The 14,329-nt window shown below is 33.3% G+C and carries 10 protein-coding genes; 1 reads left to right on the top strand and 9 read right to left on the bottom strand.

The window, feature by feature from the left end; all coding sequences use genetic code 11:
- Nucleotides 1-2: 2 nt before the first annotated feature.
- The 5 genes from citF to GM661_RS07055 are packed head-to-tail and all read right to left on the bottom strand — an operon-like array spanning nt 3 to nt 6,116.
- Nucleotides 3-1,562 carry a citrate lyase subunit alpha gene (gene citF / locus GM661_RS07075; protein ID WP_125989540.1) on the bottom strand — a complete coding sequence of 520 codons (1,560 nt, stop codon included), beginning with the start codon at nt 1,560-1,562 and terminating at the stop codon, nt 3-5.
- Between the two features lie 14 nt (nt 1,563-1,576).
- Entirely contained in the window at nt 1,577-2,455 is an 879-nt protein-coding gene (gene citE, locus GM661_RS07070) for a citrate (pro-3S)-lyase subunit beta (RefSeq protein ID WP_230869384.1), read from the bottom strand.
- A complete protein-coding gene (gene citD / locus GM661_RS07065; protein WP_125989536.1) occupies nt 2,456-2,749 on the bottom strand; it encodes a citrate lyase acyl carrier protein in 294 nt (97 codons plus the stop codon).
- Nucleotides 2,750-2,770: 21 nt separating this feature from the next.
- Complete coding sequence (gene citC, locus GM661_RS07060) at nt 2,771-3,808, bottom strand: [citrate (pro-3S)-lyase] ligase (RefSeq protein ID WP_230869383.1); 1,038 nt, start codon at nt 3,806-3,808, stop codon at nt 2,771-2,773.
- A gap of 22 nt (nt 3,809-3,830) precedes the next feature.
- Nucleotides 3,831-6,116, bottom strand: coding sequence for a sensor histidine kinase (locus GM661_RS07055; protein ID WP_230869382.1), 2,286 nt, complete (start codon nt 6,114-6,116; stop codon nt 3,831-3,833).
- A 336-nt stretch (nt 6,117-6,452) separates the two neighbouring features.
- Between GM661_RS07055 and GM661_RS07050 the strand changes: the two genes are divergently transcribed.
- The gene (locus tag GM661_RS07050; RefSeq protein ID WP_230869381.1) at nt 6,453-7,157 is read left to right on the top strand and encodes a response regulator transcription factor; all 705 of its coding nucleotides are present in this window, start codon (nt 6,453-6,455) and stop codon (nt 7,155-7,157) included.
- Between the two features lie 267 nt (nt 7,158-7,424).
- Here the strand turns inward: GM661_RS07050 and GM661_RS07045 are convergent, their stop codons facing one another.
- From GM661_RS07045 to GM661_RS07030, 4 genes are all read right to left on the bottom strand, one after another.
- Nucleotides 7,425-9,242, bottom strand: a complete 1,818-nt coding sequence (locus tag GM661_RS07045) for a hypothetical protein (RefSeq protein WP_230869380.1) — start codon at nt 9,240-9,242, stop codon at nt 7,425-7,427.
- A gap of 38 nt (nt 9,243-9,280) precedes the next feature.
- Nucleotides 9,281-10,726 carry a hypothetical protein gene (locus GM661_RS07040; RefSeq protein ID WP_230869379.1) on the bottom strand — a complete coding sequence of 482 codons (1,446 nt, stop codon included), beginning with the start codon at nt 10,724-10,726 and terminating at the stop codon, nt 9,281-9,283.
- Nucleotides 10,719-11,846, bottom strand: coding sequence for a hypothetical protein (locus GM661_RS07035; RefSeq protein WP_230869378.1), 1,128 nt, complete (start codon nt 11,844-11,846; stop codon nt 10,719-10,721). Before GM661_RS07035 ends, GM661_RS07040 begins: the two co-directional genes overlap by 8 nt.
- 703 nt (nt 11,847-12,549) lie before the next feature.
- Nucleotides 12,550-13,875: an MATE family efflux transporter gene (locus tag GM661_RS07030; RefSeq protein WP_407929650.1), complete on the bottom strand. Its 1,326-nt coding sequence runs from the start codon at nt 13,873-13,875 to the stop codon at nt 12,550-12,552.
- Nucleotides 13,876-14,329 lie beyond the last annotated feature (454 nt).

Here is a 14,329-nt window from a genome sequence, read left to right as displayed (position 1 = left end):
AATTAAAATTGTCGCTCCCTATCAATTTGACGGACAACATCAATAACTGAACCATCTCGATAAGTTACAACACCTACAATTTTGTCTTTTACCCTGATCGGTTCAGGTTTACCAACTAAACGTTCAGCTTTTTCCTGTAATTCTTCAATACTATAAATAGGTATTTTAGCTGAACTAAGATTAGCTAAGAGATCCTTTCTTAAAGGATTAACTGCAATCCCCTGGTCTGTTACCAGAATATCCACCGTATTTCCAGGAGTAACAATAGTATTCACCCTATCCAAAATAGTAGGCATCCGGCCTCTCATCAGCGGGGCTACAACAATAGCAACAGAGGCTCCAGCTGCTGTATCACAATGGCCCCCGATAGCTCCCCTGAGCACTCCATCTGAACCTGTCATTACATTAACATTAAAATCTTTATCTATCTCTAAAGCACTGAGAACAACAATATCTAATTGATTTACTGCACTCCCCTCTTTATCAGGATTGGCATAATAGGAAGCATCAATCTGGTAATGAAAACGATTATTTTTAAGTGATTCTACTGCCTTAAGATCAAAACTCTGAACATCAAGTAACTTTTTTATAAGCCCTTCTTCATGTAAATTAACAATTTGACCGGTAATTCCTCCTAAAGCAAAACTGGCTTTAATGCCCTTTTTTATCATTTTTTCTTTTAAAAATCTGGTTGTCGCCAGAGACGCACCACCGGAACCAGTCTGTAGAGAAAATCCCTCTTCAAAATAACCAGATGCTTCAATCACATCAGCAGCATGTTTAGCAATCAATAAATCTTTAGGGTTTTTAGTAAAACGTGTTGCCCCAGACATAATTCCTTTAGGATCCCCAATAGAATCAACTTTGATAATATAATTTACCTGTGACTGAGGGATAGCAAATGGCACATTAGGATATCCGACAATATTATCAGTAATCAAAACAACCTGATCTGCATACTGAGCATCTATTTTGGCATACCCTAATGACCCACAGGCTGAGGCAGCAGAATTTTCTCTAGAATAACCATTAGCATTGCCATATGCATCACAAGAAGGAACACCCAAAAATGCTACATCAATATGTAATTCATCAGTAGAAATTGCCCGGGCCCTTCCCCCATGAGAACGTAAGCATACCGGTATGTCCATTAAACCCTCTGATATTGCAACTGCTAGTTCACCCCTTAAACCACTGGTCTCAATTCGCCTAATAACTCCATTTTTTATATGTTCAATCAGAGAGGAATGTATCTTTGTCAAGGAACTTGAAGCCAAAACAATATCCTTAATCCCTAATTTGGCAATAACCTCCATTACCATATTGATAATGTAATCTCCATTTCTAAAATGATGGTGAAAAGAAATAGTCATTCCATCTTTAAGCCCTGTTTCCAGGATAGCTTTTTCAATACTAGGTAAAAACTTCTTCCTGTTTTCCGAAACCTGCCGTTCTTTCAATCGTTGTATATCTTTTATCTGACCCTTAAAACCTCGAAAAGGCAATAATTTTTCCAAGCCTTCTATTTCTTGAGGAATCTCTCTATTTACTTTATTAATCATCTAAAACACTCCTTCTAGATATATACCCTGGCAGCATTAGCCAAGTCTATTGTTCGTCGAGCCCTGTCTACAATTGGTTTATCAACCATTTTTCCATCTAAACTGATAACCCCTGAACCTTTTTCTTCCGCCTCTTTAATTGCCCCTAAAACCCTGGTCGCTTTTTCTATCTCTTCTGTTGTTGGTGTGAATATTTTATGAACTGGTTCAATCTGCCGCGGGTTAATTATTGATTTGCCATCAAAACCCAATTGTTTAATTAATTTAACTTCATTTATTAAACCTTCTTCATCATTAACATCGGAAAAAACCGTATCCAAAGCATTGATTCCTGCTGCCCGGGCAGCAAATAAAATCTGACTTCTAGCAGTAAGCAGTTCAATCCCATCCATTGAACGAGTAGTTTTTAAATCAGTTACAAAGTCTTCAGCACCAAGAGCAATCCCAAGCAATCTCGCACTAGCAGTAGCAATCTGGCTAGCATTAATTACCCCAAGAGCACTCTCAATTGCCGCCATTAATTTTATACTTCCAGACTCCAAACCAATTTTATTTTCAATTTCAGTTACTAAGTAATCCACCTCCTGTACATCTTCTGCTTTTTCCGTTTTGGGGAGACGGATTATATCCGGTTTAGCCCGGACAATAGCCTCAAGATCCTCTTTTCCAAAAGGAGTGTTTAAACCATTTACACGAACGACCGTTTCAGTATTTCTATAATCAAAGGTTTTTAAAGCATTATAGACCAAAAATCTAGCGGAATCTTTCTCATTCAATGAAACAGAATCTTCCAAGTCAAACATAATCGAATCAGCTCCATAGATATGAACATTGAGTATCATTCCTGGATTATTCCCCGGAACATACAGCATAGTTCTTCTTAAAGAATGCATTTAAAATTCCTCCCATTTATAATCTGTTTTATTAGCAGCTCGATAAACTGCTGTTAAAACCCTTGCCTTTATTGTACAATCCAATGCACCTTTATCATTTGCATGAACAATAGCATCAGTAATTCCCAAGTTTTCAAGGGTTTCCTGAATCACCTTTTTTATTTGTGTTCCAAATTGATTTTGGACTATGCTCTTTAAATCAATCTCAATACCCTTTTGATCATTATTCTCTATTAAAATATTAATATCACTTGACTCCAGTGTTCCAGCCATCCCTGCATTCTTAATTTTCATTTTTAACACCCTTTCCTTAATTTAATAGCCTGATTGCAGCTGCTGAATAATATCTTTTGCATTCTCTGAAATCAAAAAATTATAGGTAGTTTCCGGAACTAATTTTTTTACTTTTAAAAATTCCCCCTGTCCAATATATTCCCTCACTTTTGAGGCACTAACAATATCTCTTCCAATAGACAATCTAGAAACTTCTACAACTTCAACACCTTTTTCAGGTAATATTTTTTTCATTATTTTATTATAAGTCCTTGTTACTGGACAGAAAGGCTCTTCACCAACAAAACGTTTACTTATCCCTAAGGCTGGTATAATATGGTCACTAAATATTTTCAAATCCAGAGCCGCCTGTGTCTCAACTACTTCCTGGTATGTTTTTATAAAATATGAGGGGAAAGTCGCTGCAGAAATAATATAATCCCTTCCTTTATGTACAATTACATTGCTTAAATGTTTAACACCCTCTTTCACTAATTGATATCTCAATTCAGGAGGGAAAATAGATTTGTCCTCCCAGACAATAAAAATATGTAGCTGATCACTCCTTGAAGCAGCATATTCAACTAAATATTGATGTCCCAGGGTAAACGGGTTGCAGTTCATTACAATAGTGGAAACAATTCCAGTATCCCTTTTATACTGAACAATTTCTGTCAGGTAATCTTTTATTCCAGCAGCTTTATTTTCCATCAGTACTATCCTGGAATTTAGCTCTGAAATTTTGTAAAATCCTAATTCAGAAAACAGCCTTTTATTCTCTGGCTTGGTATAAAGAAATAAATGAATATTTCCCCGCCGAAACTCTTCTTGGAGTAAAAGTGTTATAATTTTATTAGCCAACCCCAAGCTCTTGTATTCTGGGGCTATGGCAATACATTTCAAAATTTTGCCACTAAAGGAACCTGTTCCAATCATTTTTTGGGGGTCAAATAAAGCGACTGTATATTCTATATCTTTATCAAACTTTAAATTTTGTTGCTTTAAGAATTTTATTACCTGATTTTTTTCCGCCTTAGAATTCAAGTGAACAATTTTTTCTCTTATCTGCTCTGTATCCATTAATTACCTCCTTTCCAAATTCCTAATCGTTTTGCTGGTTTACCATTAAGACCCTTCTTATTTTTTGACTAAGTTCATTAAGTAAGACCGGTTTGATTATATAATCATCAATAAGTGGACTATTAATATAATCTTTCACTGGCTCATTAACAAACCCGGTCATAAGGATAACCTTGATCTCAGGGTATATAGCCTTAGCCTTTTCAGCTACTCCAATCCCATTTAAATGATGCATGGTCTGGTCTGTAATAATTAATTGAAATCTAGGAGGGTTTTTCTTGAAAATTTTTAAAGCCTTTAAGCTATTTGTCTGGGCAATTATTTTATAACCTAATTTTTCCAATCTCTTTTTCATCATATTTACTATACTAGGGTCATCATCAATCAACAAAATAGTTTCATCACCTTTTAAAACAATATTATTATTGTTTTGTAAATCTACATATTGCCCTTCCATTTGTGGAAAATAGACATTAAAGACACTTCCTTTTCCTATTTTACTTTCGACAAAAATTTTACCATTATGACTGGCTACAATACCATGGACAACAGATAAACCCAGACCCGTCCCTTCACCCACAGCTTTTGTAGTAAAAAACGGATCAAAGATTTGATGCATTATTTTTTCTTTCATACCACAACCAGTATCTTTTACAGAAATTTTTACGTATTTCTTGCTTGAAAAATCTTCATTATTCAATATATTCTCGTCATCCTTATCAATTAAATGCATGCTTATTTCTAATAAACCACCCTGTTTCTTCATAGCATCATAGGCATTAGTACAGAGATTAAAAATAACTTGATTTATTTGAGTAGGATTAGCCAGAATGTATCCGCAATCTTCAAAGTTTTCAATTATATCTATGTTAGAAGGTAAAATAGATTTCATTAATTTCAGTGTTTCTTTTATCAATTCATTTATTTTTACAGGCTTATAGTGTTTATTATTATCTCTATGGCTAAAGATCAAAATCTGTTTTATTAATTCTTTGGATTTTTTTGCTGCTTCATAGATTTCATTGATATCTTCATACCAGTAGTTCTCCTGGGATAAATCTTTTAACATCAGTTCTGCGTAACCAAGAATAGGGGTCAGTAGATTATTGAATTCATGAGCAATACCGCCTGTTAGAGTACCTATTGTCTGTATCTTCTGGGAATGTTGCAACTGTGCCTCACTTTTCCTCAATTCTTCAGCTTTTTCATTTAATTCCTTTAAATATTTTGTTTTTATTTCCAGTGCTTCTTTATTTTTTTGTATTTTTATAATAAGAAAAATACAACTTGAAAATATAATTATAAATCCTCCAGCTATCAGCAAAGTACTAAGTAAATTCTCCTTTATCGGGTCTGCAATTTCCTCATAAGACATGGGAGCTGCTACTATCCAAAAATCATCACCAATATGAGCTGGAGCAAAGCCAGTCAATTTCTTAACCATAACTAATTTACTGTCAGGCCACCAGTATGAATGATAGACTGCCGTCCCTTCTTTTCCTGTTAACTGCCTTTTTATCAAATTCTTTAATTCAGTAAAATTTAAGCCAGGGTATTTCTCTTTCCTCTTTATAATGACATGTGTCCCAATCTGTTCTTTAACCGGATGCATTAAGATAATTCCTTTTTTATCTTTTACCATTACATAACCCTTTTTCCCCACCTTTACTGGTTTAACTAGATGATTATAAAGGGTATTTAAATTTATTGTAGCAACTAAGATTCCTATAAATCGTTCCTTATAAAAGACAGGCTGTAAAATATTAAAAACAAAATCTCCCCTTATTCCCTGATAAACACTACCAATATAAGACTGCTGTGTTTTCAAAACATAATTTACATCGTCATTGCCAGAATCAACAGAATTGTAAAGCTGTTCAGAAATTTTAACACTTGCCCCACCTGAGCAATGATAGATAAGTTTACCTTTATCATCATATAAAGCAACTGACTGAATCTCTTTTTTTTGAACCTCATAAAATGCTTTTATAGAAGAAATATCTGGCTGTGCAATACCATCTTTCACAAAAACATTTAGTCTTTTTTGAAATTTGGGGTTGCCAGCAATAATTTTTAGATTATCTGCTTTTCCAACAACAAACAACTCCAAATTCCTGGCAGTAGATTTAGCAATTGTTAATAAGTGCTGTTCTTGCTGTATTACCATAGTATCCCGATAGTAAGTATAACTTACATAAATCATCCTCCCTAAAAAAATTAAGACCAAAAAAACAAAAATAATTAAGAAAATCATCATTTTAGTACTCTCAATGGTATTAAAAATATTAATTCTTTTTATAAATTTCATTCCGAAGCCCCCAATAAGTTTAATATATAAACAATTATATCAATTCTCCTGTTAGCTTTCTCGAAATAAAATTTAAATTTCAATCATTAAACTTCCAGTTATAAATTCCTAAAAGTTTGACAATAACCTATGAAAGACTCTTATATGACAAAATCTTTAAAATATTATATAATAATAATTAAAGTTTCTTTATGGTTTTATACTATAATATAAAACTTAAAATAATCTTTAAAAAACTTAAAATTTATTAAGTAATTTCTTAAGAATTATTAAGATTTAATTTTAGTTTTTGTTACATAATTATTTGAATTTTATATAAAGCAGGGGGTTAACCTTATGAGTAAAGAAAAAATACTAATTGCAGATGATGAAGAATACATTCGAAAAATTATTAAGAAAACTCTTAGTAGAGAAAATATGATTATTTTTGAAGCAAATTGTGGTAAGAAAGTTCTCAATATAATGGCTCAAAAACCATTTGATTTAATTATTTTGGATATAATGATTGGGGACATTGATGGATTAGATATTATCAAAAAAATTAGGACTGATGGCATTCATATTCCTATTATTCTTATAACAGGAAAAAAAATTAAAGACTATGATAAAATCCTGGGATTAGGAATAGGAGCAGATGACTATATTACCAAACCTTTTAATCCAGCTGTTCTCTGTGCTCATGTAAAAGCACATTTGCGCAGGAATAAAAATTTAAATTCCCTTAAACAACAAAGAAAAGAAATCATCATTGAACCATTTAGACTTAATTTAGACACTTATAAATTATATAAAAACGAAAAAGAAATCTCTCTTTCAGCCAAGGAATTAATGATGATAAAATTTTTTATGGAAAACCCCAATCAGGTATTCTCCAAAGAACAGCTGTATCAAAATATATGGGGTGATAGCTTTATTAATGATAATTCTATTATGGTATATATAAATCATTTACGACACAAAATAGAAACCAATCCCAAAAAACCTAAATTTATTCAAACGGTTTGGGGGATTGGCTATAAATTTGTTGGTGAATCCCTTTAGTTAAAAACTGTTCCTACACGACTAAATCTAACAACAGCAAACCTTGTTGTTCATTTTAAAAGATAGTGGAATCCAGTAGTAGAAAATTAAAACTATGATAGGTCTTTCAGAATAAGTCATAAGTCTGTATTATCTTATCCTTAAATTGCAAAACATTAGTTTAAAAAGTCGCTTAAATTCAAAAAAAGCCTGTCTATAAATAGCAGACTTTTTCCTAATTATTCCTGTATTAGTTTTTGACAATGTCTTAACTATAGAAATCCTTTTTTACCCAATATAATTACTCCCAGGTAGATATGAAACAACCACCTCTGGTAGATTGATATTATAATCACCATTCTGAAAGCCTTTAATCAAGATATGATTCCATTCACCTGTATTTTTCCCCCTAATACCCCCCTTATAACTAATAAGCAGTTCATCAACCTTATCATCATTATTAAGTTTTTGCTCAAATCTACACTCAAGTTCATATAAACCCTTTTTAAATGTATATCCAGAGATCAGACCACCAATATAAGTAAGTTTCTCAATATTCATCTCACCCAGCCTGAGGCCGTCTATATAAAGGTCACCTTTTCCATTAATTGCTTTATATCCCAGTTCATTAAATATATACTGTTTACAGAAACAGGCTTCACTTCCAAGACTATTTTTACCCCTTTCCTGACAGAGCTTTTTTAATTTACAGTCTTCATTATTACAGTAACTTTTCTGGGAATATATATAATAATCATGGGGTTGATTTATTTCTATCTCTTCCCGGGCTTTGCTCCCTACCAGCAACGTAAAATTTTCTCCCATATGTTCATAGGGTAAGTGCAAGCCATAATCACCGTTCTTAAAATTCTCTATTAATATTGCATCAAGTATTTTACTATCCCTAATATTTTTTGATAATTCTTCACGGTATATTTCTTTAATATGGGGGTGGTTTTGTAAATCAATTAATAGTTTGTCTTTTTTGATAGAAAACTCATATTTTACTTGATCATCATCCCTATACTCTATAATCCCTTCTTCTGTTTCTCTATGTAGATTAATCCCGCTGCCAATAGGCTTGTCCCCAATAATAATCCTATCAGCTTGATTATAAAGCTCTTCTCCATCTTCCTGATTTAATTTATAATTATAGGCCTTTCCAGAGTTGATGTTTATCTTGATATCATTTCCCGCACAGCTTATTATTTCATTATTAGAATACTCCTTTTTCTGTTTGGCATATAATGTCCCTGAGATTAGATGATACCTGGGTAATTCTATCCCATAATCCCCATTCTGAAAATCATCTATCTCCAGTATGTTTTCTATTGCTGGTCCTTCTCCAGGGATACCATATTTGATGATTAGTTCTGTTTTATCATAGAGGTCAAATAGGGAATTAAAATCTAGTTTACCGTGAGGGGTAAAACTATAGCTGAGTTTTAACATTAGCTGCTCTGTTCCTTCTTTGTAGATATTTTCTTCATATTCTTCTTTGAACTGTCCTTGATACCTGCTTTTTCTCAAAAACCTAATATTTTCACCAATAGTATGGCCATTTATTTTAATTACCCCCATACCATTGGATTTTTTATAGTTTTGCTTTTTACCAAAGCCCGCTGTAAATTGATAGGGCTCTTCTGGAGGGCTTAATTCTTCTTTGTTTTTTCCTAAACTCCCATATAGTCTGTCATTATTTTTCTTGAAAAAAACATGGGGTAAGAGTACATCAGGGTCGTCTTTAAAGATTAGATAGTCATAGTTGACACCCTTACCATCACCCTCTTTTTTACTAAATAAATTCCCGTAAAGGCCTTCTTCTTTAAAGAACTCATTATGACTTAACTCCAAAATTTCTTCATAGCCTTTATTATCTTCAAAACACAGGCCTAGACCAAATTTATCGGCCTGTCTGTCAATAATACTGATATGCTGAACCTGATGAAAAGGTACCCGACCCCTGGTATCAATACCAATATTAATCCCCTGTTCCAACAAGAACTTTAGATACCTTTCAGGGAAGTGTTTATTAATTACTTTCAAATGGTCTTTTACTTCAGGGATAGTATATCCTGGTAAAAATAAGAAATTATGTTTGTCCATTATATCCTTTGTTTTCTTTTTATGTATTAATCTCGGGGTTAGATTAAACTCAGGGTTTTTAAAGGATGTCCATCTGCGGTCTTGATCCCCCTATGGTCAAAAAAGGCTACAAAATCATCGTCCAGCTGGTTAATCGCTTCGTTTCCCTTTTTTTCAAATTTACGGTTCATCATTCCACCAATACTTTCCACAGTACCATAACAAACTGATAAGCCTTTAATCTTATTGGTAAACTCACTTACATCCCCTATACCTTCATGTTTAGCTAAACACTTAAAATCTAAATTGGCAAGGCTTTTGACATTGCCCCTCCAGAGTATTTCAAAACCTTCAATCCCACCAGGGGCATCAATCTCAAATTCGGCTATCCTGGGGTCATCTGTATGAAGGTCACATAAGAGATACATCTGACTAACCCCATTAAATAATTCTACTAAGTTAAACTGCTTTTTGAATTCCTCAAAAACAGTGTCCAGGACTTCATCCCAGATATCTGTCTGTTTAGTTTCATCTATTTGAGCACTATTATTCTCTTTCTCCTTTAGTTTATGCTCTGCTGCCTTTCTTACCCCCATAGAGACCGGTTGAGCAGAAACTACAACAGCAGCACCGAGCATCACTGACAGGGGATGCCCTGCCTTCATCAGGGTTACCCCTAAACAGAGAAGGATCATATTGACCCTACCTGATATTCGATTTAACATAAGCTCTCTATTAAGGGCTGCCAGATATTCACCTGCTGTTGCAAAACCACCGTGTTTTACCTTAGGGGCCAGTTTAATGATTGCCGGACCCCAGTTACAAAAATATTCTGACATAAGGGTTTTAATTGCTTTAGTACTTTTTAAACCATCTGCTCCCATCTCCTTGATCAGATTAGCAATGGCATCAGGACTGGAATACTTCTTTACCAGGGTTTCCTGGGCATACTGTTCTGCCTGGTTAAAAAACTCCCCACCTATTAATAATAAAGTCTGGAGGTATAGGTTATCAGCAGCCTTTTGAACCCTCTCTTCATTTAAATCAACCTTATTACTGGGATGAGGCTCTTCACTTTCATCAGTCTCATCATCAAAATAATCATGATACATATAGTCTAAAGATGAACTGGTATAAGAGCTTAAAGCCATTACACTGATATTGGCTATATTTTCCCCCAGTGCACCAGCAGTATTACTATAAGCCTCAGCATAAGTCATCCCCCTACCCACTATCTCCAGGGCACCTGCCGTAGCATCAAACCTCACCTGTTCATCTGTCAGGCGGAAGAGGGTTGTGTATCTGACAGCCGTTGCTTTGGCAATCTCTTTATTTTTTATAACTCCAGCCCGTTCTACCCAATCAAAATCAATCAGTTTAATTCTTTCACCACTTTCCTCATCCTCTAAATAAAATGCCCCTGGGTCATTTGGATTTCCATCATCTTCATTCTCATTTCTTTCATATACTACCCTTTTACTAGATACTACTTTCTCATCAATCACTTAATTCACCTACTTTCATATATTCATACTCTTCAATCCCTCTAATGCTACCATCTCTCCTCTTCCTGATAGCTTTTATCTTATTATTATATTCATCATAAGTAATTTCACTGCAACTTGATAATTTCGGATTTTTATATTTTAGTTTAATCACATTCCCCCTATCATCATATTCATATTCATATATATCATCAATATTTCCTGTGCTATCTTTTGTTATTTCTCTTATTAAATTACCTTTATGATTATACTCATATTCAAAAGTAATAATATTACCAACAGCTCTTATAATGTTACCCTGTTCATTATACTCACTTGTTGAATTATATCTATCAACTATAACTCCCTCTGAATTTCTGGTAATCGAAATATCTGACAAAATATTACCATTCTCATCAAAAACATGTTCAGATATAGTCACCTTATTATTCCTTTTTTCTGTACTTTTTGTCCACTCATAGGCATACCTGATATATACATCCTCATAGAAAAACTCACCTTCATAACCAGAATTTCTCCATTCATATTCATATTTCAGATTACCACTTGGATAATATTCCTTTTTTACAATCCGTAATTTTTCTCCTGTTTCCTTGTCCTTTTCAAGATATTCAATAAGCTGGTCATCTTCATTATAGGTATATTTTGCTATACCATTTGGATAACGGGGGAATTCCTGTACCTCTTTAACCATACCCCAGGCACTGGAGTTTCCTATCCATTTATTTGCAAAATACTCTGGATGTTTTTTTACCTCTCTTTTTATAACCAAATCCCTGTCATTATACTTATATTCAATATTACCTACTATGCTATCATCACTACCAATGTATTTTACTGATAATAGATTTCCATGACTATCATAATCATATTCAACAGTCCCCTTTAAACTACCATCACCTTCTTTATATATCTCTTTTGTCAGGACAAATTCTTCCTGTCCTCTTTTTTCAGCCCTCTCAGCTTCCTCTCTCGCCAGTCTAGCTTTACTTATCTGTTCATTTTTCTCCTTATCCTGATTTAAAGTGGTTTCACTCCCATTACAGGCAGCTAAAGTAATAAGTAAGGTTAGTGATATAAGTAATATCAATGTTCTTTTAATAGATTTCTTTTCTATCATCTTCTTAATAACTCCTTTTATTATTTTCCTTATTATGTTATTATAACATATATTGTTATTTGCAGCATTGGATTTTGTAATTTTGGGTAATTTGTAGTAGTTTATAATAATTATTGACATAGGACTTATTATGATTAATTATTATATCTTGCTACCGTAATATAACCCTCTAGCTCTGCATAATTTATAATCAATAAAACAAAAAAATAACAGAATAATTCTGAACTTAAAAATTTGCTATCTTATTTTGAGCAGACCGAGAAGATTTACTGCATTTACTCTAAGAAACAAAAAACCTTGACCCTGAAGAAGTAAAAAAGATCATCCGAATATTAAAATAGTTAAAGAAAAGCCATGATGATTATAATCATCATGGCTTTTTTTATTAATATTCTAATTTAAACTCAAAAATCATATAATTTCTATCTTTTAATTCTATAATTTTGCTTTCTTGCAATTACGAAAATACTCCTGATTTGTTAGACAATGTGCGCTTTTTTAGTTTTAATATTTTATTATCTTAAAATCTTTCTTACAAAAGCCACTGTGAAATATAACATTAAAAACAATCCTAAAAAGCCCTCTACTCCAGAGAAAAATATTAACATACCATCTATATTTATATTTTGGAATATACTACTTCCAATTCTAAAAATATAGGAGATTTTTTATGCCTTTCACTTTTTGGGCCTTATTTTAACTCTTATTTAACAATAGATCGGTGGATATTTCTCTTTATTTCCTTCCGGATAGTGAATAACATGGTGGTAAAACAGGCAGTTCCACCTATGAACTGTGAAATTGGTTCTGCTATAAATATACCATTTGTTCCTAACCCCAAAAATCCTGGTAATAATATAACAAGGGGAGTTACAAGAATAACCTTCCTGAAAGTTGAGAAAAAGACAGCATGTTTTGCTTTGCCCAAAGCTACAAAGGTTGTTTGTCCGGTAAATTGTAATGCCATCATAAAGAAAGTAGCATAGAAAAGTCGCATCATAGGAATTCCTGCTTTTATTACCTCTGGATCATTATTAAAGATGCTGATGAAGAACTCGGGGAAGCCCAGAAGTAATAACCAGCTTAAAGTAGTATAAGTAATAGATGTTATTGCTGTAAATTTAATACTACTTTTTACTCTCTTATATTCACGGGCACCATAATTGAATCCAATAACAGGTTGAGCCCCAGTTGTTAATCCTTGAACCGGCATTGTGATAAATTCTCGAATTGAATTTAAGATAGTCATGATCCCTACATATAAGTCTCCGCCATATAGTTGAAGAGTAGTATTACAAACTATCTGGACCAGAGAATTAGTAAATTGCATTACAAATCCAGAGGTCCCTAAACCTATAATACGTTTTATTCTTTCTTTTTTGAGTCTGAGACTGCTTTTCTTTAATTTTAAAATTGCTTTTTTCCCTGTTAGAAACCCAAGAACCCATATTGCAGATAGTGACTGAGAGATAATAGTTGCTAAAGCTGCTCCCTGTACACCCATATCTAATTTAAAGATAAGGATTGGATCAAGGATAATGTTTATAATTGCACCTAAGATTACTGTCATCATACCAATACGGCCAAATCCCTGGGCATTGATGAAAGGGTTCATTCCCAGGCTAATCATGACAAAGATATTACCAAGAAGATAAATAGTTACATATTGGTCTGCATAGAGGAAAGTCATCTCACTTGCTCCAAACAAATAGAGCATCGGTTTTTTTATTAACAAACCTATTATTGTTAAAATAATGCCACTAGAGACTAACATAAGAAATGAATTTCCCATAATTTTTTCTGCTTCATCACAGTTCTGACGACCACGTTCTATTGAACATAAAGGCGCACCACCCATTCCAAATAGGTTAGCAAAAGCCATCACCATAGATATAATCGGTAGACAGATACCTACACCTGTTAAGGCTAAAAAGGCATCTCCTGGCATTCTGCCAATAAATATCCGGTCGATAATATTATAGAGTACATTGACCAGTTGAGCCAGGATCATTGGAACTGCCATGTTCATAATATTTTTAGTAATACTGCCCTTTGAAAAATCATTTTCAATTTCCACAAGTGTGCCTCAATTCTATATAGTTAATTTTGTATTCTTTAGGTATTTTTCCTACCTGAAACATACTATTCTCTAAACTATTGGGTATACCAATCTACAAAATTTGTTTAATCATTTGAAAATCAAATTTCAGACAAAAGCTTTCAATATGGGTATCATAAGTAGGTATCCGAATAAGTACAATCATAATAATAGCTGCTACAATGCGGGATATTAATGTAGCGATACCGACCCCCTCGACTCCCATACCGAAGCCATAGATCACTATAGCATTACCGAAGATATTTAGGATATTCATACATAAGGAGGTTAACATAGAAATTCTGGAGTTTCACTTTGCAAGAAATATCAAGCTTTCTTGGCGTTCTAACCTATTTGAGTTTAAGAAGTTGATGAACCTTGACCA

It is taken from the genome of Iocasia fonsfrigidae (assembly GCF_017751145.1).
Classification (GTDB): Bacteria; Bacillota; Halanaerobiia; order Halanaerobiales; family DTU029; genus Iocasia; species Iocasia fonsfrigidae.
This window is presented reverse-complemented; position numbering and strand designations above follow the sequence as displayed.

Excerpts from the sequence above, each read along its gene's own strand:
- citF (WP_125989540.1), bottom strand. The coding sequence starts at position 1,562 with ATGATTAATAAAGTAAATAGAGAGATTCCTCAAGAAATAGAAGGCTTG.
- citE (WP_230869384.1), bottom strand. The coding sequence starts at position 2,455 with ATGCATTCTTTAAGAAGAACTATGCTGTATGTTCCGGGGAATAATCCA.
- citD (WP_125989536.1), bottom strand. The coding sequence starts at position 2,749 with ATGAAAATTAAGAATGCAGGGATGGCTGGAACACTGGAGTCAAGTGAT.
- citC (WP_230869383.1), bottom strand. The coding sequence starts at position 3,808 with ATGGATACAGAGCAGATAAGAGAAAAAATTGTTCACTTGAATTCTAAG.
- GM661_RS07055 (WP_230869382.1), bottom strand. The coding sequence starts at position 6,116 with ATGAAATTTATAAAAAGAATTAATATTTTTAATACCATTGAGAGTACT.
- GM661_RS07050 (WP_230869381.1), top strand. The coding sequence starts at position 6,453 with ATGAGTAAAGAAAAAATACTAATTGCAGATGATGAAGAATACATTCGA.
- GM661_RS07045 (WP_230869380.1), bottom strand. The coding sequence starts at position 9,242 with ATGGACAAACATAATTTCTTATTTTTACCAGGATATACTATCCCTGAA.
- GM661_RS07035 (WP_230869378.1), bottom strand. The coding sequence starts at position 11,846 with ATGATAGAAAAGAAATCTATTAAAAGAACATTGATATTACTTATATCA.
- GM661_RS07030 (WP_407929650.1), bottom strand. The coding sequence starts at position 13,875 with ATGAACATGGCAGTTCCAATGATCCTGGCTCAACTGGTCAATGTACTC.